Here is a 21,775-nt window from a genome sequence, read left to right on the forward strand (position 1 = left end):
CGGACGCACCAGGTATGTGGGAGGGACCCGCACAGTCTGCCCGACGCGGCCGGGGGCCGCCTGACAGGGGTGGAATGCGGCCGCCGGCGCGGGCCGTCGCGCGCTGGGGAGGACCCGGGGTCAGGCGCTCGGAGCGCCCGCGACGACCGTGCGCGGCTCGTGGTGCACGGGGAAGGCGACGCTCGCCGCGATGAAGCACCGCTCGGAGGCGCCCTGGTGCAGCGAGGTCGCGAGCTCGACCTGGGCGGGATCCCGCACGGTGACGACCGGCCGCAGCGTGACCTCGACGAAGTGCCCGCCCCCGCCGTCCGTCTGGCGCATGGTGCCGGTGGGCTCGTCGGAGTAGCCGACCACCACGACGCCCGCCGCCGCGGCCGCGTGCAGGTAGCTGAGGAGGTGGCACTGCGCGAGCGCCGAGATGAGGGTCTCCTCCGGGTTCCAGCGGTCCACGTCCCCGCGGAACGGGCGGTCGGCGGATCCGAGGAGGTCGTGCTTGCCGACGGCCCGCACGACGTGGTCGCGGCCGTAGGAGCGGTGGTCGGAGGTGCCGGATCCGCGGTCGCCCGTCCACTCGAGGGACAGGGCGTACCGGTGCTCGATCTGCATGCGATCACGCTACCGAACGGGGCCGTCGCCCTCCTGGATCCGGCTGCCCCCGCCGGTAGGATCGCCGGATCATGACAGACACCCTGGACTCCGCCCGCGTCGGCACTCCCGCCGGCTCCGCCTCCGACTCCCCCGCCGCGTCCGCCCGCGACGCGCGCCCGCAGGTGCCGCAGGAGCGACGCATCGTGACGGAGATCCCCGGCCCGCTCTCCCGCGAGCTGCACGAGCGCCGGAAGCGCGTCGTGCCGCCCGGCGTCTCGTCGCTGCTGCCCGTCTACGTCGCGCGCGCCCACGGCGCGGTCGTCGAGGACGTGGACGGCAACCGCTTCATCGACCTGGGCGCCGGCATCGGCGTGACCACCGTCGGCCACACGCGCCAGGAGGTCGTGGACGCGGCGACCGAGCAGCTCGGCGACGTGATCCACACGCTCTTCACCGTCACGCCGTACGAGGAGTACGTGCGCGTGGCGGAGCTCCTCGCGGAGCACACGCCCGGCACGCACGAGAAGCGCACCGTGCTCGTGAACTCGGGCGCGGAGGCCGTGGAGAACGGCGTGAAGATCGCGCGCAAGCACACCGGCCGCCGTGCGGTGGCGGTGCTCGACCACGGGTACCACGGCCGCACGAACCTCACGATGGCCATGAACTACAAGGCGTCGCCCTACGGCACCGGCTTCGGCCCGTTCGCGGGCGACGTCTACCACGCGCCGAGCTCGTACCCCTATCACGACGGCCTCTCCGGCGCCGAGGCCGCGGCGCGCACCATCTCGTACCTCGAGAAGCGCATCGGCGCGACCGACCTCGCGTGCGTGGTCGCCGAGCCCATCCAGGGCGAGGGCGGATTCATGGTGCCCGCGGACGGCTTCCTCCCCGCGCTCCAGGAGTGGTGCACGGCGAACGGCGTGGTCTTCATCGCCGACGAGATCCAGTCGGGCATCGCGCGCACGGGACGCTTCTTCGCGAGCGAGCACCTCGGGCTCGTGCCCGACCTCGTGCTCACGGCCAAGGGCATCGCGGGCGGCCTGCCGCTCGCGGGCGTGACCGGCCGCGCGGAGATCATGGACTCGGCGCTCCCCGGCGGGCTCGGCGGCACGTTCGGCGGCAACCCCGTCGCCGCCGCGGCGGCCGTCGCCGTGTTCGAGGCGATCGAGGCGCACGACCTGCTCGCCGAGGCCACCCGCATCGGCGACCACCTGCACCGCGCGCTCACCGCGCTCCAGGAGGAGCACGACATCATCGGCGACGTGCGCGGCATCGGCGCCATGACGGCGATCGAGCTCGTGCAGCCGGGGACCGGATCCACCACGAAGGAGCCGAACGCCGACGCGGTCGCGGCCATCGCGGCGTACTGCCACGCGCACGGCGTGATCATCCTCACGGCCGGCACGTACGGCAACGTGCTCCGCTTCCTCCCGAGCCTCGCGATCTCCGAGGAGCTGCTCGACGACGCCCTCGGCGTGATCGCCGACGCGCTCCGGGCTCTCTGATGGCGGCCGTCGAGACGATCCCCGTCCAGGGCGCCGTGGAGCTCGCGGTGCTCGACCGCAGCGGCTTCGTGGAGTCGCGCCACGTCGGCGCCGCCGTGGTGCTCTCGGGCGCGGGCGAGGTGGTGCGCGAGGTCGGCGACGTCGCCAGCCCCGTGTTCCCGCGCTCGAGCATGAAGCCGTTCCAGGCGCTCGCGGTGCTCGCGAGCGGCGCCGAGCTCACCGAGGAGGAGCACGTGCTCGCCACGGCGAGCCACGCGGCGACCCCGCGGCACGTGGAGGTGGTGCGCGGGATCCTCGCGAAGGCCGGGCTCGACGAGTCCGCCCTGCGCTGCCCCGCCGACTGGCCGCTCGACCGGGCCGCGCGCGACGAGCTCGTGCGCGCCGGGATCCCCGCCTCCCCCGTCTACATGAACTGCTCGGGCAAGCACGCGGCGATGCTCCTCGCCTGCACCACCAACGGGTGGTCGACCGACGACTACCTGCACCCGGACCACCCCCTGCAGGTGCGGATCCGCGACGTGGTCGAGCGCTTCACGGGCGAGCGCATCGCGACGACCGGCATCGACGGCTGCGGCGCCCCCGTGCACGCGATGTCGCTCACGGCGCTCGCGCGCGGGATCCACCGCATCGCGACCTCCGCGCCCGGCTCGCCGTTCGCGCTGTACCGCCACGCGGCCGCGCTGACGGCGGCCGTGCGTGCGCACGGCTGGGCCATCGACGGGCCGGGCCGCGCGAACACCGTGGTGATCGAGCAGCTCGGGCTCTTCGCCAAGGGCGGGGCCGAGGGGATCATGATCATGACCGCTCCCGACGGCACCACCGTGGCCTCGAAGACGCTCGACGGCAGCCTGCGTGCGTCCACCATCGTGGCGCTCGAGCTGCTCGCCGAGGCGGGCGCGATCACGCGGGACGACGTGGAGCGCGTGCGCCCCGACCTCGACCTCGTGGTGCTCGGCGGCGGCGTGCCCGTCGGCGAGATCCGGGTGTCGCCGACGCTCATCGGCTGACCCCGGCGCGCGGTGCCGTCGCGGGAGCCGGCGTCGCGTCCGGCTGCTGCTGCGACTGCGGCGCGGCTGCCGCCCGCGGCGGCCACGAGGCACGGCGCACGTCGCCGGCCGGGGTGACGAGCCACGCGCGTCCGGGGACGGGCGCGAGGGGCGGCGGCACCGCGCGGACGCGCAGCAGCGTGCGCACGTCGCGCGGCGCGCAGCCCTCGAGCACGACGCTGCCCTCGCGGCGGACCGCTGCCAGGAGCGGGCCGCGCGCCAGCCAGCCGTCGGGATCCGCGACCACGACCGTCAAGCCCCGCGCGGGGACCGGCTGCCAGCCCGGCGGCAGGTCCGCGGCCTCGACGGCGTCGACGCCGAGCCCGCGGAGGCGCGCGACCGCCGCGACGGGCGACGGCGTGACGAGGGCGTGGACGACCCCTGCCTCCAGGACGGCGCGCGGCGCGGGATCGGGTGCGCGGACGCGTGCCCCGTCCGGTGCGGGCGCGTCCGCGGGCGGCTGCGCCACCTGGATCCGCTCGCCGCGCCACTCCCCCGCGCCGGGGGTCGCGCGGCCGTCGAAGAGGCGCGCGTCGCCGCCCGCGAGCACGTGCTCCTGCCGGGTGGGCAGCGGGAGGATCACGGGCGGGCCGGCCGCGGCGCCCACGGCCTGCAGCGGCCCGCCCGCACGGCGCCCCGCGACCGCGAGGGCCACCCCGGCGAGCGGGCCCTCGCGGCCGACGACGGCGACGAGCTCGAGGAGGGCCGCCTGGTGCTCCGGCTCCAGGCGCGAGACGGCGACGTCGAGGTCGTCGACCAGGACGAGGAGCGGATCGCGCGGGCCGCCGGGCTCCCGGATGCGGGCGACGACGGCGCCCAACCCGTCCCAGCAGGCCTCCGCGTCCGCCGGGATCGTCCGCGCCTCGACGCCGACGGCGGCCGCGGACGCCGCGAGGGTGCGCAGGCACGTGCTCCGGCCGGATCCCGATCCGCCGACGACGACCAGGTGCCCGTCCGCCGCGGGTCGCCAGACGGCCGTCGTGCGCCGCTGCTCCGCGGGCAGGTCGACGAGGGCGAAGGGGACGGCGGGCGGGGCGCCCGGGGACGCGACGGGCGCGGATCCCGCGAGCTCGGCCAGCGGGACGGTCGCGGGGAGCGGATCCAGCCACGGGCGCCGGACGGGGACCGCCGTGGGCCGGGCGGCGGCGATGCGCGCGAGGTCGTCCGGGGTCGTGACCGCGACCTGGAACGGCCGGGCCGGAGCGCCGTGCGAGCCGACGAGGCAGCGGCCGACGGGCGCGTCCGCGAGGCGCGCGGCCTCGACGGTGCCGAGGAGCGCCCGGCTGTCGGCCTCGTTGTTGACGCGCAACGAGAGGCGCAGGTCGCAGTTGGCGAGCACGGCGTCGCGCACGACGCCCGCGGGCCGCTGCGTGCAGAGGACCAGGTGCATGCCCAGCGAGCGCCCGCGCGCCGCGATGTCGGCGACGACCTCGTGCAGGCCGTCCTGGTCGGCGAGGAGGGCGGCGAGCTCGTCGACGACGATGACGAGGCGCGGCAGGATCCCCGCGGCGGCCGGGTCGTCGACGTCGCGGGCACCGGCCGCGCGGAGGGTCCGCTCGCGGTGGCGGATCTCGGCGCGCAGGCTCTCGAGGGCGCGGCGCGCGCCCTGGCCGTCGAGGTCGGTGACCAGGCCGACCGCGTGCGGCAGGACGAGCAGCGGATCGAATGCCGCGCCGCCCTTGAAGTCGACGAGGAGCACGGTGACGTCCTCGGGCGGGTGGGCCGCGGCGAGGGCCGCCATCCACGTGACCAGCAGCTCGCTCTTGCCGCTGCCCGTCGTGCCGGCGACGACCGCGTGCGGGCCGTCCGCGACGAGGTCCACCGTGGCGGGACCGGCGTGCCCGACGCCCACGACGGCCGCCAGGGTGCGCGGGCGCTCGGACCGGCCGGCGGCGACGGGGAGGTCGGCGAACGGCACGCGCGCCGGGAGGGGCGCGCGCGCCGCCGCGAGCCCGCGGTGCCGCGCGAGGGCGGCCAGCTCGTCGGCGAGGCGCTCCGCCTCCGTGAGGGACACCAGCTCCGGACGCAGCAGGCCGGTGCGGGTGAGCCGCGGGGACGGGACGCCGTCGCGGACGGACGGGCCGGGCGGATCGTCCCCGGCGGCATCGGGCGGGAGCAGGGCGTCGGGGCCCGCCGGCGCGGACGGCGCGTGCGGCGCGGGGTCGGCTGCGAGGATCCGCGCGGTGCCCGGGCCGCGGACGTCGAGCACCGTGCGGCACGCGGCCGGGAGCGACTCGACCCGAGGCGCCGCGGCGAGCACCACCTCGCGCGCGCCGAGGCGCAGGCGGACGGCGGACGCGCCCGGCTCCCCCGGCGTGCCGGCGTCCGTGCGGATGCCCTCGGCGGCGTGCGGCAGGCGCTCCAGCCAGTCCCACTCGGGGCCGGCCGGGCGGGACACGATGCGGAGGTCGTCCGGCGGGAGGGCGTGGACGAGCTGGACCAGGGCGGCCCGGAGCACGGGCGCGACCAGGGCGGCCCCGCCGCGGAGCCCGAGGCCGCCGGTGGAGGCGACGAGCACGGGCGCGTCGGGGACCCAGCGGACGAGATCCGCCCAGCGCGCGGGCTCGCCCGGCGTCGACGCGGCGCTGGGGGTCGGGCGCCGGGCACGGGAGGCGCGCGCGAGGGCGCGGCGGCGGGAGGGCGGGCCCGCGTCGGCCACTCGCGCCCGCGGATCCCCCCGCCAGACCAGACCGCTGGGCACCTCGCCCGTGCCGAGCGCGAGCACGGGCGCCGCCTCGCCGCCGCCGGGATCCGCCCGCCAGAGCAGCGCCGGGTTGGCGCGCCCGTCGAGGATCTCGCGGGCCGACGGCGCGCGGGACCGGAGCGCCGCGCCCGCGGCGGCGATGCGCGCCCGCACCTCGTCGTGCAGGCGCGCGGTCGCCTCCCGCGCCTCCCGCGCGGCGCGGCGGGCCGACCGGCGGCCGGAGATGCGCTGGTCGGCGACGCCCGCGACGGCGACCACGGGGCCGAGGGCCGCGAACAGCAGCGCGTACGGCGAGCGCGTGACGGCCCAGACGGCGACGCTCACCACGAGCGGCGCCGCGACGCCGAGCACGGGGAACGGCGGCGGCGGGGTGGGCGGGGGCGACGGGGGCGGGGCGATGTCCACGGGGCGACGACACCACGCCGCGAGCACCGGACGGCCGACGCGGACCGGATCCGGGGACGGAGCGCGGGCGCGCGCCCTGGGGAGGGGCGTCAGCGGCGCGGTCGGCGCCGAGCGGCGCGCGCGCCCGGGATGCCGCGCGACCCTCGCAGCGACGCGAGCGACACGAGCGCGCGCAGCCGCTGCCGCCGGGTCCGCCCGGCGTCCATGCGCGCGGCCAGCTCGTCGACGCGGCGCCAGGCGGCGTCGGCGAGCGGATCGGGGACCTCGCCCGGCGCGAACGCCGACTCGTCGGCCACATCCGCGAGCCCGCGCGCGCCGCCGACCCCGGCGAGCCGCGCGACCTCGCGGCGGGTGGCGGCGACGGGCCGCACGAGGCCGCGGTCCATCGCGCCGTCGCGGAACTCGTCCCACGCCCCGCCGACCCGGGCCCGCGCGTCCGGGGCCCCGCGTCGACGGCGGCGCCGGCGGACCTTCGCGCCCACCACCGCGAGGAAGGGCGAGGCCGCGAGCCCCAGCGCGAGCAGCGACCAGCCCGCCACGCGCACGGCGGCGAGCACGGCCTGGAGCGCGGGATCCACCTCGGGCCGGTCGTCGCGGCTCGCGTCGGGCGGCGTGCGGTCCTCCGGCTCGGCCTGCTCCTCGACGGGCGGCGGCAGCACGGTCTGCGGGCGGGCGACCTCGGTGGGCTCGTCGGGCAGGGCGTCGGGGACGTCGCGGACGGGCGGGTTCGGATCCACCGCGACCCAGCCGGAGGACGCCGTGTCGACCTCGATCCAGGCGGTGACGTCGGATCCGCGGACCGCGACCGGTGCGCCGCCGGCCTCGCGCACGGCCGCCTCGCCGGGCGCGAAGCCCATGACGACGCGCACCGGGAAGCCGAGGTCGTCGGCGAGGAGGGCGGCCGCGACGGCGTACTGCTCGGCGTCGCCCAGCATGGGCCGGGTCGTGAGGAGGTCGGCGATGCGCTCGGCCGAGTGGCCGGAGCGGCTGAAGGGCGCGTCGCCCACTCCGTGGCTCACGTAGCCGTCGGCGCGGAGGGCGGAGATCGCGGCGACGAGCCGGGCGCCGGGCGCGGCGGACGTTCCGACGCCGGCGTCCGTGCCGCCCGCGGTCGCGCCGTCGGGCGCCGCCGTGGACGCCTGCACGCGGGCCGCCACCTCGTCGGGCACGCCCGTGGGCCGCGGCGCCACGGCGTCGCCCGGGCGCTCGTCGGCGAGGGACTCCAGCGGCGGCGTCGAGGCGACGACGGCCTCGAGCTCGTAGGCGTCGCCGGCGGCCAGCCCGCCGATCACGGCGCCGGTGGCCGTGGCGTCGTCGTAGTAGAAGGAGTCGGCGAGGCGCCCGTCGTCGCCCGCGAAGCCGATGCGCTCGAGGCGGCCCGCGCCCGGCAACCAGACGCCGCGGTACGCGTCGATGACGACGTCGAGGGTGACGTGGTCGCCCGGGACGCCCGTCTGGTCGAGCCGATACGGCACGCGCGCGAACGTCCCCGATGCCTGGCCCGTGCGTGACGCGTCGACGCTGCCGCGCGCGCCGCCCGTGCCGTAGACGACGCCGTCGTAGGTGTCGAGCGCGGCGAGCCGCACGCGGCCGCCCGCGGGCAGGCCGGCGACGGTGAGCAGCGTCGCGTCCGCCGTCGGCGCCTTCCAGTAGGTGCGGAAGGACGAGAGCGGGCTGACCTGGTCGCGCGGATCGAACGGCTGCTCCACCGCCGAGCGGAGGCCCGCGCGCGACGCCTCGGGCGGGGCGGCGCTCGTGGCGGCGACGCCCGCGACGAGCGCGACGGCGAGGACGACGGCCGCGGAGATCCCCGCGCGGGTGCCCGAGCGGCGCCGGTCGGCGGCGGACTCCACGGGGATCCCCGCCTGGCGGCCGAGGCGGCGGACGGCGCGGTGCCGACGGCGCCAGCGGCAGCGGGCGATCCAGAGGAGGGCCGTCGCGAGCCACGCGAGCGCGAGCGGCACCAGGAGTCCCGAGGCGTCCGCGGAGTCGGGGCCCTGGCTGCGGTCGGGGCCGAGGGCGGCCGCGACGACGAGGATCACGAGGGACGGGAGCACCGCGAGCTCGGGCCGCCTGCTGCGGAGCGCCGCCGTGACGCCGATCGTGGATCCGAGCAGCACGAGCGCGAACGCCGGGACGAGGAGCGCCTGGTAGTCGCCCACCGGCAGCGCGATGGTCAGCAGCCGCACGATGCCGAGCGACGCGCCCTCGACGAGCTCGCCCAGGCCGTCGAGCGTGGGCCGCCAGCCGTCGACCGCCCGCGACGGCACCGCGAGCGGCACGCCGAGCGCGAGGAACGCGACGACCACGGCGCCCGCGACGACCGCGCTGCCCCAGCGCAGGCGCGCGCCCGCGACGGCGACGAGCGCGCCGACGACGAGCGTGGTCCCCGCCATCCGGAGGAAGGACGCGTCGCGGTGCACGGGCCAGAACGCGGCCGCGGCGATCGCCGTGAGGAGCGCGATCGCGAGGACGGGGACGAGGGTGCGGCCGGGGTCGCGGGATCCGCGGGGCACGACGGAGCGACCGCCGGCGCGCGCGCCCGACGACGCGCGGCGACGACCTCCGGATCCGACGCCCGCGTCCGACCCGCGATCCGCGCGCCGACCGCCCGCCCCGCTCACGACGCGCCCCGCCGCAGCGCCTGGCGCAGGTCGTCGAGGTAGCCGATCGTGAGGACGCTGAGGTCGCCGAGGCGGCGGAGGCCGGGCTCGGCCTCGGGGTCGCACACGACCGCGACCACCTGCACGCCGGGCGGGAAGCCGACCGCGGCCGAGCGGATCGCGGCGGGCGCGGCGCCCGTGCCGCAGACGAGGAAGACGACGGAGACGCCCGCGACCTCGGCGGCCGCGGCGCGCGCGAGCTCCCCGAGGGGCGCGGCGCGGTCGTCCGCGCCGATCTCCGCGAGGTCGTCGAGGAGGCGGTCCGGCGTGACGGTCGCGAGGCGGCGCAGGCGCGCGGAGCGGGAGGCGGCGGGGCCGGGTCGGCGGACGGTGCGCGCGAGGCCGGGCAGCGTCGGGACGGTCGGCAGGCGGCGGGCGCGCGGCCGGCCCGCGCGGCCGGCGCTGGCGACGACCGACACGGTGCGCGCGTCGACGATGGCGCGCGCCCCCAGGGATCCGACGACGCTCACGGCCAGCTCGAACTCGGCGTCGGCGGTGGATCCGGGGAGCGCGCCCGCCGCGCGCCCGGCCGCGACCGTGGTGCCGCCCGCGGGGATCCCCGGCTCGCCGCCCGAGGCCGGCCCGGAGCCGTCGCCCGCGTCGCCCGCGCCCGCCGCCCCGTAGTCCCCCGCGTGCAGCGACAGCGCGACCATGATGTGGCTCCGCCGGGTCTCCTCGAAACGCCGCACCATGGGCACGCCGGTCTTCGCCGTGGAGCGCCAGTGGATGTGCCGCACGGCGTCGCCCGGCACGTACTCGCGGAGCGACTGGAACGACACGTCGCTGTCGGCGAGGTCGCGCGTGGCGCGGCCCTCGAGGTCGCGGACGAAGCCCGTGCTCGTGCTGGGCATCGCGAGCGTGCGCGGGTGCACGAGCAGCCGGGTCGCGGCGGCCTCGGCGGACTCGCGGCGCACCAGGCCGATCGGGTCGCCGCGCACGATGCGGGCAGGGCCCAGCGCGATCACGCCGCGGCGCGAGGTAGGCACGACGAACACGTCCTCGTGCGCGTGGCCGTGCGCGAGGGAGGGCACGTGGATCTCGGCCAGCCCGGATCCCACGGGCACCTCGACCGTGAGGCCCACGGCCCGGCGCCGCAGCGGGTTCCGCACGGCGACGGTCGCGGGCGCGCGCTCCCCCGCCACGACGCGGTCGCGCGGCAGGCGCAGCGACACCTCGACGCCCGAGGAGCCGACGAGGTGCAGCAGCGCGACGACCCAGAGGGCTGCCGAGGTCCAGGCGACCGCGACGAGCTCGCGCCAGCCGAGCGCGTAGCCGGCCGCGCCCGCGACGACCGCCGCGATCGCGACGACCCTGCCGAGCGGCGTGACGACCCCGAGGAGGCGGACGAGCGCGTTCCGCGGCGGGGCGGGCGCGAGCGGGGCGCCCGCGGCCCCGGGCGCCGCGGCGGCGGGGACGACGGCGGGTGCTGCGGCGACGGGACCCGCGACGGGACCGGGCGCGCCGCCCGTCCCGACCGCGCTCATCCGGCCGCGCCGTGGCCCGGGGACGGCGCCCCGGCGTGCCGGTCGCGCGGCGGCGCGGTCTCGATGAGGATCTGCGACAGCACGCTCGTGGGCGTCACGCCGTCGAACTCGGCCTCGGGATCCAGCAGCAGGCGGTGCGCGAGCACGGGCTCGGCGAGCGCCTTGACGTCGTCGGGCACCACGTAGTGCCGGCCGTCGGCGGCGGCCCAGGTGCGGGCGGCGCGCACGAGCGCGAGGGCGCCGCGCACGCTCGCGCCCAGGCGCACCTCGGGCGCGACGCGCGTCGCGTCGACGAGGCGCACCACGTAGTCGGCGATCGACGGGTCCACGTGCACGGTGCCCGCGCGCTCCTGCAGCGCCCGCACGGACGCGGCCGACGCGACGGGCGCGAGCGTCACGTCGTGGGCGCTCACGGACGCGCCCTGCAGGATCCGCAGCATCGACTCGTGGTCGGGGTACCCGATGGAGGTGCGCAGCAGGAACCGGTCGAGCTGCGCCTCGGGCAGCGCGTAGGTGCCGGCCTGCTCGACGGGGTTCTGCGTCGCGATGACCATGAACGGGTCGCCCACGTCGTGGGGCACGCCGTCGACCGTGACGCGGCCCTCCTCCATCACCTCGAGGAGCGCGGACTGCGTCTTCGGGCTCGCGCGGTTGATCTCGTCGGCCAGCACGATGCTCGCGAACACGGGCCCGCGGTGGAACTCGAACTCGCCCGTGCGCTGGTCGTAGACGCTGACGCCCGTGATGTCGCCGGGCAGCACGTCGGGCGTGAACTGGACGCGGCTGTGCGAGCCGTCGACGGTCTGCGCCATGGCGCGCGCGAGCGAGGTCTTGCCGGTGCCGGGCACGTCCTCGAGCAGCAGGTGCCCGCCCGTGACCATGGCCGTGAACGCGAGGCGCACCACGTGCGACTTGCCGAGGAGCACCTGCTCCACGTTGCGCACGAGCGCGGCGAACTCGTCCTGGAAGGCGCGGGCCTCGTCGGCGGTCATCGTCATGGGGGCGTGCCTCTCGGGTGCGGCCGTGGTCGCCGGCGGGAGGGCCGCGGGGTCGGCCGTCATCCGCGGTGGGCGTACGTGTACAGGTTGCCCGAGTTCGCGGTGACGCGCACCTCGAGGATCCGCTCGCCGCCCGCGGGGATCGCGCAGGATCCGGCCGCCCCCGAGGACGCGTCGGTCCACGCGCCCTGGCCGCCGCAGCGCCACTCGCTCCGCGCGTAGCCGCCGCCCGACGGTAGGGAGGTCCAGGAGGCGCTCGTCGCGCCGGACCCGTCGGTCGCGAACCGCACGTCGCCCGCGCGCGCGTCGACGGCGGTACCGGCGGAGACGGGATCCGACCAGCCGCTCGAGCGCTGGCGCCCGTCGCCCGAGTCCTCGAGGACGCGCACCTGGATCGTCGCGCCGACGCCCGTGCGCGGCAGCGTGAGCGCCTGGCCGACGCCGATCGGGACGCCGTCGCCCTGCCCGTCGACGCGGTACAGCAGCAGCGCGGACGCGGACGGGTCGCCCGGCCGGTAGCGGGCGTCGGCGAGGACCGCGCGGAAGACGCCGTCGGCCGAGCGGTCGGGGCTCGGCAGGTCGACGCGGACGACGGGCGTGGACGGCGCCGTGCGCGGCGTGAGCTGGCCGGCCTCGACGACCGTGCAGCCCTGGCTGTTGGCGGCGAGCACCGCGAAGGCGACGGGCTCGTCGATGGCGAGTCCCGTGAAGACGTGGCTGGTGGCCCCGCCCACGTCGACCGCGGCGCCGTGCTCGGCCGACCACGGCGACACGCCCTCGGTGGCGACGGAGCAGCCGGGCGCGGATCCGGGCGCGTACGCGGAGACGAGGTAGCGGATCCCGTCGACGCCCTGGCCCTGGAACGCCGGCCACGACACGGTGACGCTCGTCTCGTCGACCCCGTACGCGGTCGCGGTCGGCGCGCCGGTCGCGGTCGGGGCGCCGCGCGGCGTGCCGACGACGGACGCGGCGAGCCACGCGGCCGCGTCCTGCACCTGGGCGCTGTTGCGCGCGGCCACGCTCACGGCGACGGGCACCTCGGCGACGAGCGACGGATCCCGCACCTCGACGCCCGTGGCGTCCGCGGCGACCTGCCGGGTCACGCCGCCGACCGTCACGACGTACTGCGTCACAGGGCTCGACGACGACGGCACGGCGGACGGCTGCCACGACACGCGCAGGCCGTCCGTCAGCGGCTGGGTGGCGAGGCCCGCGGGCGCCGCGGGGAGCACGTCCGACCAGAGGCCGGAGATCGCGACCGGATCCGACTCGCCCACGCCGTTGACGGCCCGCACCTCCACCTGCACCGCGTCCGCGGGGCCGTTGCCGGGCGTCGGAACGGTGCACGTGGTGGACGGGCAGGTGACGGTCGCGGTGGCCGTGCCGCCGCGGAGCACGCGCACCTGGTAGCCCGTGATCGCGGATCCGTTGGCGACGCCCGGCTCGAACGCGACCGTGAGCGAGCGGTCGGCGAAGCCCGTGGAGCGCAGGGCCGTGACCGGGCCCGGGCGGTCCTGCACGTGGATCACGACGGTGCCGAACGCCGCCCGGCCCGCGTCGCCCGTGGCGTCACGCACCTCGTACTGCACGCGCACGTCGCCGGGCTCGGCGTCGGCGGACGCGCTCACGGCGAGCGTCGCGCGGTCGGCCGACGGCGTCACGGTCACGCCCGCGGGGAGGCTCGCGCCGTCCGCGCCGCGGATGGACGCGACCGTGAGCGGCGTGCCGGGGAACGGGTTGCCGGCCTGGTCGTTGGCGAGCACGTCGACGGTGGTCGAGGATCCGCGGGTCACCTCGCCCTCGTCGGTCGCGGGCTGCGCGAGCGGCCGGGTCGAGGGCACGACGCGCAGGTCGACGCGGCCCGCGCGCCCGGTCTGCGTCGCGTCGCGCACGCTCACGGGGAAGGACGCGGCCTGGCCCGCGGGCACGCCCTCGTCCGCGGAGATCCGCAGCGTGCCGCCGTCGACCGACGCGCGGAACCCGGCCGCCACCGCCCCCTCCACCGCGAACGCGAGCTGCCCGCGGTCGTCGGCGTAGGGGTACGTGGTGAGGCGGCCGAGGTCGATGTCCTTGGACTGCCCGGGCTCCAGGTCGATGACCGCGCCCGTGAAGACGGGCGGCTGGTTCTCGGTGGGCGTGACGGTGACGGGCAGCACGAGCGCGGCCGTGCGCCCGCCGTCGCCGGCCGCGTCGGTCACCGTGAACGAGACGGCCGCGGGCCCGAAGTAGCCCGGCTCGCTGCGGTACGCGATCGTGTCCTCCTCCACGAGCTCGACCGGCCCGTCGGCGTGCGTCGCGGAGAGCGCGTTGGGGTCGGCGATCCGCACGGCGCGCCCGCCGGCCGCGACCACGTGGTCCTCGAGGTCGAGCACGAGCCGCTCGCCGCTCGCGACGGTCGGCCGCGGCTGGCCGACGCGCAGCTGCGGGAGCGTGTCCTCGAAGCCGGGCACCCAGATGAACGCCGTCGCGGAGACGCCCGCGTCGTCGGGCTGCGCGACGGTGAACGGGACGATGCGGCGCTCGTCGCCGACCTCCACGCGGATCCGGCCGTCGGGGGTCACGCGCGCCACGTCCTCGTAGCCCGCGCCCACGCTCATCACGAGCGCCGACACGTCGCCCTCGGCGGAGAAGACGTTGCGCATGACGTCGACGTCGACGCTCGACCGGTCGAGCACGTCGGAGAGCTGGAGCACGGTGTCGCGCGCGACGGGCCGCGTGGGCGGCGCGGCCGGATCCACGATGACCGTGAGGAACGCCTCGTCGCTGCCGCCGCGCGCGTTCCGCACGCCGTAGACGAAGCCGTAGCGACCCGCCTGCTCGGGCGCCACGACGCGCACGGTGTCGCCGTCGAGCCCGGCGACGAGGCCCGCGGCCTGCGGCTGCACGGAGACGAGCGACAGCGCGCCGCCGTCCGGATCCGTGTCGTTGGCGAGCACCTGCACGCGCAGCACCCGGCCGGGCCGCACGGTGACGGTGTCGGCGGTCGCGACGGGGTTCCGGGCGCCGTCGACGCGCGGGCTGATCCCCACGCGCACGGTGCCGGTCGCGCGCGCGCCGAGCCCGTCGACCACGGCGTACGCGAACGCGTCCGTGCCGGTGGAGTAGTCGCCCGCCTGGTAGTCGATCCAGCCCGGCCCGACCTCGGTGACCTGGCCCTTCTCGGGCCCGGTGTCCTGCCCGAGGAGGCGCACGGAGTCGCCGTCGGGGTCGATGCCCGTGAGCGGCACGGGGATCCGCACGGTCTCCCCCGCGAGCACGCGCGCGGTGAGCGGGCGCGGCACGGGCGCGGCGTTCGTCGCGACGTCGGGCTCGCGCACGGAGATGGTGAGGGTGGCGGTCGCCCACTGCCCGTCGGGCGCGACCGCCCGGTAGACGGCCGTGTAGTCGCCCGTGCGGTCGGGCGCGAGGTAGCGGAGGCGGTCGTCGCTCGCGAAGAGGAGGCCGGCGCCCTCGGGCAGCGGATCCACCAGCACGGGGTCGAGGCGCAGCGCGTCGCCGTCGGGCTGCTCGTCGTTGGCGAGCACGGGCACGTCGACCGCGTCGCCCACGCGCACGGCCACGCGGTCGTCGGTCGCGACGGGCGGCTGGCGCACGGCGGGCTCGGGCACCTCGATCACGGTGATGACGCCCTCGGCCGAGGCGACGCCGTTGCTCACGCGGTACCCCACGTCCACGGGCCCGGCGAGCGGCCGGGTCAGGCTGATCCGCACGAGCCGCTGCTGCACGACCTCCGCGCGCACGCCCGCGGCGTCGCCCGGGGAGGCCGCGTCGGTGATCACGAGCACGCCGCCCGCGGGGTCGAAGTCGGTCGCGAGCACGTCCACGTCGGTGGCCTGGAGCGCCCGCACGAACACCGTGTGCGGGACGGTCACCGGCCGGCCGTCGGACTCGGGGGCGCCGCGCACCTCGACCCGCACGACGCCCGTCGCGGTCGCGCGCCCGTCGGTCACCGTGTACTCGAGCAGGTGCGTGCCCGCCTGGCCGCCCTGGAGGCGGAAGGTGCCGGCCTCGAGGTCGGGCGTGATCTGCACGCCGGCCCGCGCGGGCACGGCCGCCAGCCGGATCGCCCCGCTCCCGCCGCGCGCGTGCGTCAGCGGCTCCACCGTGACCTCGCGCCCGATGGCCGCCTGGACGACGAAGCCCTCGGCGACGAGCGGCACGTCGCCGGCCCGGCGCACGGTGACGACGAGCTCGCCGGATCCCTCCTCGCGCCCGTCGGACACCTGGAGCGCGACCGTGCGCGTGTCGCCGCCGGCGCCCGCGTCCGTGTAGACGACGCGGCCCTCGGGCTTCCAGCTGACGGCGTCGGGCGCGGGGACGCTCGCGCGCGTGAGGTACATCGGATCCCCGTCGGGGTCGTACCAGCCGCCCAGCACGTCGGTCTGCAGCCGGTCGCCCTCGGCCACGGTGCCCGTCGCGGGCCGGGACTGCACGGGCGCGCCGTTCTCGCCCGCGGTGCGCACGGCGACGCGGACGTCGGCGGTCGCGGTGCCGCCGCGGCCGTCGCTCACGACGTAGGAGAGGCGCACGGTCCCGGACGCGGAGGGCCGGAGCGCGAGCTGGAGGCCCTGGCCCTCGTCGACGACGTCGACCGCGCCCACCTCCGCGTCCACGGGCGTGACGGAGTCGATCACGAGCACGTCGCCGTTCGGGTCGTGGTCGTTGAGGAGCACGGGCAGCGCGGTGGTGCGGCCGGGGCGGGCGCCGAGGTCGTCGTCGACCGCGACGGGCGGCTGCTGCACGCGGTCGGTCTCGGGCGGGGTGTCGGCCGTGTTCTGCTCCACGACGGTGTCGGAGCGGTCGCGGTCGATGAGGTCCGACCAGTTGTCGATGCGGCCGTCGCCGCGCTGCACGGCCCACGCCGCGCCGCCGCGCACGTCGTTGAGCACCACGCGCGCGCCGTCGACCAGGAAGCGGAGGGCCGCCTGGGCGGGCATCGCGCCGAGGCCGCTCGCGGCCCCCGCTGCGGTGCGCCGCGCGTCCCCCGCGACCTCGTCGGCGAGCGTCGCGGGCGCGAGGCAGCGCTGCCACCCGGATCCGTCGGTCCAGCCGGCGTGCTCGCAGCCGGCGACGCGCACCGGGCGCGCGGGGTCGCCGCGGACGTCCGCGGTCACGACCACCGGGCCGCCGCCCGCGACGGGCACCTCGAGGAGCCCGCCCGAGTGGGCGACGAGCACGCTGCCGCCGTCGGACGACGCGCGCTGCAGGGCGACGCGCGCGTCCGCGGCCACGGATCCGGCCAGGTCGACCGCGCGGCCGTCCACGAGGAGGGCGCGCGCGTCGGCGTCGTAGAGGGCCCAGTGCCCGTCGACCCCGGTGAGCGCGAGGCGCTGCCCGGCCGGCCGGCCCGGATCCCCCGCCTGGACGGTCTCGCCGCCGACGGCCGCCGCGGGATCGGCCGCGGCGTCCGCCTGCTCCTCCACGGGCGCGCCCACGGGCCCCACGTCCACGGTCTCCTCGACCGTGTCGTCGGTGGCCGCCCGGATGCGCGAGAGCGTGCCCGCGTCGGCCGAGTAGACGAGGAGCGTGCCGTCGTCGTCCATCGACGCGACCGCGTCCGCGCCGAGCGCGAGGGTCGGCGGGCTCGCGGCGTCGAACGCGGCGAGGCCGGCCACCGGCACGAGCCAGAGCTGGCCGGTGGCGGGCACGAGGATCGCGGCGCGCGACCCCGCGAGCATGACCTCGGCGCCCGCCGGCAGCGGGGCCGTGTCGACCACCTCGCTCGTGGCGTCGTCCACCACGTCGAGGCGGGAGGCGCCGCGGTCGGCGAGCAGCACGGTGGATCCGGCCTGCAGCACGTCGATGTCCTCGCTGCGGGAGTCGACGACGCTGTCGAGCTCGAGCACGGACGTGTTGGCGCGGCCGATGGCCTGCTGCGCGGAGTTGACGACCCACACCGACCCGTCGTCGAGGTCGACGCGCTGCGCGTCGTAGCCGTCGGAGACGAGGGCGAAGCCCGTGAGGAGGGCGAGCACGACGGCGCCGCCCGTGACGGTGGTCGCGGCCTGGCGGTGCCGCCGGATCCACTCGCGGATCATCGCGGCAGCTCCGCGCACTTCTCGGTGGACGCCGCCCCGGCGATGCCGTCGCGCGTGACGGTGACGCGGATGCAGGCGCGGTCGCCCGTGCCCGCCGCGCTCGCCGCGGCGGTCGGGCCCGTCGTCACGCGGAAGGACGTGTCGCGCTGCGTGCTCGGCAGGCCGCCGTCGCGCACCACCTGGTACGCGTCGTCGGCGTCGAGGCCCGGGTCGCTCCAGGAGAACAGCACGCCGTCGGCGGCGGTCGACGCGCGGATCTCGCCGACCACGGGGATGTCGCGCGGGTCGGTGCCGCCGCGGGACCCGCCGAGCAGCACGCCCACGAGCACGCTCGCGACCACCGCGCCGGCCGCCGCCGCCGCGACCGCGACGCGGTGCCGGGCGAGGAAGGACCGCGGGGCGGCCGCGGGTCCCCGGCCGGGCGTCGAGGCGCCGACGGGCCCGGATCCGGACCGGCCGAGCGACGTGGACGCGGATCCCGCGCGCACGGGATCGGACGCGGTCGCCGCGGCTCCCGCTGCCGGAACCCGGCTGCCGCGCGCCGCCCGCTGACCCGGATCCGCGGCGCGCGCATGCGTCGCCGTCGCCGTCGCCTTCCGCCGCACCCGCCGGGGCCTGCGCGGCCCGGTCGTCCCGGGATCCACCTGCACGATGCCGCGCACGCGCGTCGGGTCGTCGTCCTCGCCGGCGCCCCCCGCGACCGCGGACGCCCACTCCTCGCTCGCGACCTCGAGCGGCGTCTGCGCCAGCCGCAGCTCCGCCTCCACCGCCTGCAGCTCGCGCACGAACGCCAGCGCGGACTCCGGCCGCGCCGACGGCTCCCGCGACATCGCGCGGCGCAGAACCAGCTCCAGCCGCTCGGGCACGTCGGCGCGCCCGGTCGGCAGCGGCCTCGCCCGCTGGATCCGCGCGACCAGGTCCGCGGGCGCGTTCTGCCCGCCCGGCACCTCGAACGGGCTGCGCCCCGCGAGCAGCGAGTACACGGTCGCCGCGAGCGACCACACCTCGCTCCGCACGGTGCCCGGGTTCTCCTCGGCGAGCACCTCGGGCGCCGACCACGGGATCGACAGGCCCACCGCGTCGGTCGCCGCGGCGTCCTCGAGCGTGGACGCGATGCCGAAGTCGCTGAGCACGGGGTGCCCGAACGCGGTCGTGAGGATGTTCGCGGGCTTGATGTCGCGGTGCAGCACGCCCGCGCGGTGGGCGGTCTCCACGGCGCTCGCGATGCGGATCCCCACGCGCAGCGCCTCGGCGACGCCCAGCGGCTCGCGGCGGTAGCGGTCGCTGAGGCTCGACGAGCACAGCTCCATCACGAGGTACGGCCGGCCGTCGGCGGCGACAGACGCCTGGTGCACGGTGAGCACGGACGGGTGCGCGCTCAGTTGCGCCATGAGGTCGGCCTCGGCGCGGAACATGGCGCGCAGGCGCTCCGTCACGATCTCCGCGAGCATGACCTTCACGGCGACCTGGCGGCGCGGCATGTCCTGCTCGTAGAGGAACACGTCGGCGAAGCCGCCGGATCCGAGCACCGTCACGTACGTGAACCCCGGCAGCACCGGCGGGGTCGACGGCAGGCGTCTGGCCATGGCCCCCTCTTCGGGTTCGGACCGACGCAGGGGCTGGTGCGGGCGGCGGGCGGGTTGTCGATCCAGTCGAGTCTAGGCTCCGGATCCGCGCGGGTACACGGATCCGGGGCCTCCGGACGCCCCCTCTTCGGGAGCCTCCGTCGTGCGGGCGGGGCTAACCGCGAGGCGGCAGGTCGCGCGCGCCCTGGCCGATGTAGAGCTGCTGCGGACGGCCGATCTTGGTGGCCTGGTCCTCGTTCATCTCGCGCCAGTGCGCGATCCACCCGGGCAGGCGCCCGATGGTGAACAGCGCCGTGAACATGCGCGTGGGGAAGCCCATGGCCTTGTAGATGACGCCCGTGTAGAAGTCCACGTTCGGGTAGAGCTTCCGCTCGATGAAGTAGTCGTCCGCGAGCGCGACGGCCTCGAGCTCCTTGGCGATGTCGAGCAGCGGGTCCTGGATCCCGAGGGCCTCCAGCACCTCGTCGGCGCTCTCCTTGACGAGGCGGGCGCGCGGGTCGAAGTTCTTGTAGACGCGGTGCCCGAAGCCCATGAGGCGGACGCCGTCCTCCTTGTTCTTCACGCGCTCCACGTAGCGGTCGACGCCCTCGCCGGAGTCGCGGATGCGGCCGAGCATGGAGAGCACGGCCTCGTTCGCGCCGCCGTGCAGCGGGCCGAAGAGCGCGCCGATGCCCGCGGAGACGGAGGAGAACATGTTCGCCTCGGTGGATCCGACGAGACGCACGGTCGACGTCGACGCGTTCTGCTCGTGGTCCTCGTGCAGGATCAGCAGGCGCTCGAGCGCGCGGCTGACCACCGGGTCGACCTCGTAGGGCTCGGCGTTGTTGCCGAAGTTGAGGCGCAGGAAGTTGTCGACGAAGCCGAGCGAGTTGTCCGGGTAGAGGAACGCCTGGCCGAGGCTCTTCTTGTGCGCGTACGCCGCGATGACCGGCAGCTTCGCCAGCAGGCGCAGCGTCGAGATCTCGACCTGCTCGGGGTCGTGGACGCTCAGCGAGTCCTCGTAGTACGTGGACAGCGCGGAGACGGCGCTCGAGAGCACCGACATGGGGTGCGCGTTGGTCGGCAGCGCGCGGAACAGGCCCTTGAAGTCCTCGTGCAGGAGCGTGTGGCGGCGGATGTCCTCCTCGAACCCGCCCAGCTCGTCCGCCGTCGGCAGCTCGCCGTGGATGAGGAGCCACGCCACCTCGAGGTAGCTGGAGTTCCGCGCGAGCTGCTCGATCGGGTAGCCGCGGTAGCGGAGGATGCCCTGCTCGCCGTCGATGTACGTGATCGCCGAGCGGGTCGACGCGGTGTTGACGAAGCCGTTGTCGAGCGTCGTGAGGCCCGTCTTCTTGGTGAGCGTCGAGATGTCGATGCTGGACGCGCCGTCGACCGCGGGGAGGATGGGGAACTCCACCCGGCCGCCGGGGTACGTCAGCGTGGCCGTGGGCCGCTCCTCCGCCTTGGGCTGGTCGTCCGCCTGCTGCCCGCCATCGGTCACGGCGCCTCCTCGAGTCTGGTGGTGGATGGCCCGGAGGGGATGCGCGCCGAGCGGCGCTCGTGGCGCCGTCGCGGCGTCGGGATCCGAGCCGACTACAGCCTAAAGGGCCGACCGGGACACTGTCGCCTCCGCCAGCATCGGGCGCGATCCGTTGGAGGTCGTGCTACGCGGTCGCGGCCTGGCGCAGCCGGGCGGCCGCCGCGCCGACGCGCTCGTCCGTCGCCGTGAGCGACAGGCGCACGTGCTCGGGCGACGCGTCGCCGTAGAACGATCCGGGGCCCGCGAGGATCCCGAGGTCGGCGAGCTCGGCGATGCCCTCCCAGGCGTCGCGCCCCCGCGTGGCCCAGAGGTAGAGGCCGGCCTCGCTGCGGTCGATGCGCCAGCCGGCGTCCTCGAGGGCGGGGCGGAGCACGTCGCGGCGGGCGCGGTACAGCTCGCGCTGGGCGCCCACGTGGGCGTCGTCGCCGAGCGCCACGGTCATGGCGTGCTGGAGCGGCGCGGGCGGCAGGAGCCCCGCGTGCTTGCGGACGCGGATCAGCCGGGCGATGAGCTCGCGGTCGCCCGCGACGAGCGCGGCGCGGTACCCGGCGAGGTTCGACTGCTTGCTCAGCGAGTAGAGCGCGAGGACGCCGGCGTGGTCGTCGCCCACGACGCGCGCGTCGAGGATCGAGGGCGTCGGGCCGTCGGCCCACTCCCCCTCCCAGCCGAGCTCGGCGTAGCACTCGTCGCTCGCGATGACGGCGCCGAGCTCGCGCGCGCGGGCGACCGCGGCGCGCAGCTCGTCGACGCCGAGCACGCGGCCGTCGGGGTTGCCCGGCGAGTTCAGCCACACGAGGCGCGTGTGCGCGGGCCACTCCGCCGGATCGTCGGCGGGCACGCTCTCGGCGCCCGCGAGCGCCGCGCCGATGGCGTAGGTGGGGTACGAGACGGTCGGATGCACGACCGCGTCGCCCTCGCCGAGGCCGAGCATGAACGGCAGCCAGGCCACCATCTCCTTCGACCCGATGGTCGGCAGCACCTGGTCGGCGCCGAGCGTCGCGTTGCGGCGACGCGCGTGCCAGTCGACCATCGCCTGCCGGAGCTCCGGGGTGCCGACCGTGGTCGGGTACGCGTGCGCGTCGGTCGCCCAGGCGAGCGCGTCGCGGATGAGCGTCGGCGTCGGATCCACGGGCGAGCCGATGCTGAGGTCGACGATGCCGTCCGGGTGGCGCGCGGCCCGCTCGGCGTACGGGGCCATGAGGTCCCAGGGGTAGTCGGGGAGCTCGCCGAGGGCCACGC

Annotated in this window: 11 protein-coding genes; 2 read left to right on the forward strand and 9 right to left on the reverse strand. The window is 77.3% G+C overall.

Annotated features, from left to right (window positions below; all coding sequences use genetic code 11):
• Positions 1-120: 120 nt before the first annotated feature.
• The gene (locus tag ACMT9T_RS13770; RefSeq protein WP_414746081.1) at positions 121-606 is read right to left on the reverse strand and encodes an OsmC family protein; all 486 of its coding nucleotides are present in this window, start codon (positions 604-606) and stop codon (positions 121-123) included.
• A 71-nt stretch (positions 607-677) separates the two neighbouring features.
• On the opposite strand from ACMT9T_RS13770, the gene gabT reads away from it, so the two are divergent.
• Together gabT and ACMT9T_RS13780 are read left to right on the forward strand one after the other, a co-directional pair.
• Positions 678-2,093: a 4-aminobutyrate--2-oxoglutarate transaminase gene (gene gabT / locus ACMT9T_RS13775; protein ID WP_414746082.1), complete on the forward strand. Its 1,416-nt coding sequence runs from the start codon at positions 678-680 to the stop codon at positions 2,091-2,093.
• The gene (locus tag ACMT9T_RS13780) at positions 2,093-3,100 is read left to right on the forward strand and encodes an asparaginase (RefSeq protein WP_414746083.1); all 1,008 of its coding nucleotides are present in this window, start codon (positions 2,093-2,095) and stop codon (positions 3,098-3,100) included. The genes gabT and ACMT9T_RS13780 overlap by 1 nt, the downstream gene beginning before the upstream one ends.
• Here ACMT9T_RS13780 and ACMT9T_RS13785 read toward each other — a convergent pair.
• The 8 genes from ACMT9T_RS13785 to dapC all read right to left on the reverse strand — a co-directional run bounded on the left by ACMT9T_RS13785 (position 3,090) and on the right by dapC (position 21,773).
• On the reverse strand, positions 3,090-6,248 hold the full coding sequence (locus ACMT9T_RS13785) for an FtsK/SpoIIIE domain-containing protein (RefSeq protein WP_414746084.1): 3,159 nt from the start codon (positions 6,246-6,248) through the stop codon (positions 3,090-3,092). The two genes, ACMT9T_RS13780 and ACMT9T_RS13785, sit on opposite strands and share 11 nt — an antisense overlap.
• An 89-nt stretch (positions 6,249-6,337) precedes the next feature.
• On the reverse strand, positions 6,338-8,764 hold the full coding sequence (locus ACMT9T_RS13790) for a transglutaminaseTgpA domain-containing protein (RefSeq protein ID WP_414746085.1): 2,427 nt from the start codon (positions 8,762-8,764) through the stop codon (positions 6,338-6,340).
• Between the two features lie 104 nt (positions 8,765-8,868).
• Positions 8,869-10,395 carry a DUF58 domain-containing protein gene (locus tag ACMT9T_RS13795; RefSeq protein WP_414746086.1) on the reverse strand — a complete coding sequence of 509 codons (1,527 nt, stop codon included), beginning with the start codon at positions 10,393-10,395 and terminating at the stop codon, positions 8,869-8,871.
• On the reverse strand, positions 10,392-11,393 hold the full coding sequence (locus ACMT9T_RS13800) for an AAA family ATPase (protein WP_414746087.1): 1,002 nt from the start codon (positions 11,391-11,393) through the stop codon (positions 10,392-10,394). The genes ACMT9T_RS13795 and ACMT9T_RS13800 overlap by 4 nt, the downstream gene beginning before the upstream one ends.
• Before the next feature lie 59 nt (positions 11,394-11,452).
• On the reverse strand, positions 11,453-17,431 hold the full coding sequence (locus ACMT9T_RS13805) for an Ig-like domain-containing protein (protein ID WP_414746088.1): 5,979 nt from the start codon (positions 17,429-17,431) through the stop codon (positions 11,453-11,455).
• Positions 17,428-19,017 carry a serine/threonine-protein kinase gene (locus tag ACMT9T_RS13810; protein WP_414746089.1) on the reverse strand — a complete coding sequence of 530 codons (1,590 nt, stop codon included), beginning with the start codon at positions 19,015-19,017 and terminating at the stop codon, positions 17,428-17,430. The genes ACMT9T_RS13805 and ACMT9T_RS13810 overlap by 4 nt, the downstream gene beginning before the upstream one ends.
• 154 nt (positions 19,018-19,171) lie before the next feature.
• Positions 19,172-20,497 carry a citrate synthase gene (locus tag ACMT9T_RS13815; protein ID WP_414746090.1) on the reverse strand — a complete coding sequence of 442 codons (1,326 nt, stop codon included), beginning with the start codon at positions 20,495-20,497 and terminating at the stop codon, positions 19,172-19,174.
• Positions 20,498-20,660: 163 nt separating this feature from the next.
• Positions 20,661-21,773: a succinyldiaminopimelate transaminase gene (dapC, locus tag ACMT9T_RS13820; protein WP_414746091.1), complete on the reverse strand. Its 1,113-nt coding sequence runs from the start codon at positions 21,771-21,773 to the stop codon at positions 20,661-20,663.
• Positions 21,774-21,775 lie beyond the last annotated feature (2 nt).

This window comes from Clavibacter vidaverae (assembly GCF_047529985.1).
GTDB lineage: Bacteria > Actinomycetota > Actinomycetes > Actinomycetales > Microbacteriaceae > Clavibacter > Clavibacter nebraskensis_A.

What these genes read in the sequence shown, in the direction of transcription:
- ACMT9T_RS13770 (WP_414746081.1), bottom strand. Translation starts at nt 606, where the DNA reads ATGCAGATCGAGCACCGGTACGCCCTGTCCCTCGAGTGGACGGGCGAC.
- gabT (WP_414746082.1), top strand. Translation starts at nt 678, where the DNA reads ATGACAGACACCCTGGACTCCGCCCGCGTCGGCACTCCCGCCGGCTCC.
- ACMT9T_RS13780 (WP_414746083.1), top strand. Translation starts at nt 2,093, where the DNA reads ATGGCGGCCGTCGAGACGATCCCCGTCCAGGGCGCCGTGGAGCTCGCG.
- ACMT9T_RS13795 (WP_414746086.1), bottom strand. Translation starts at nt 10,395, where the DNA reads ATGAGCGCGGTCGGGACGGGCGGCGCGCCCGGTCCCGTCGCGGGTCCC.
- ACMT9T_RS13800 (WP_414746087.1), bottom strand. Translation starts at nt 11,393, where the DNA reads ATGACGATGACCGCCGACGAGGCCCGCGCCTTCCAGGACGAGTTCGCC.
- ACMT9T_RS13805 (WP_414746088.1), bottom strand. Translation starts at nt 17,431, where the DNA reads ATGATCCGCGAGTGGATCCGGCGGCACCGCCAGGCCGCGACCACCGTC.
- ACMT9T_RS13810 (WP_414746089.1), bottom strand. Translation starts at nt 19,017, where the DNA reads ATGGCCAGACGCCTGCCGTCGACCCCGCCGGTGCTGCCGGGGTTCACG.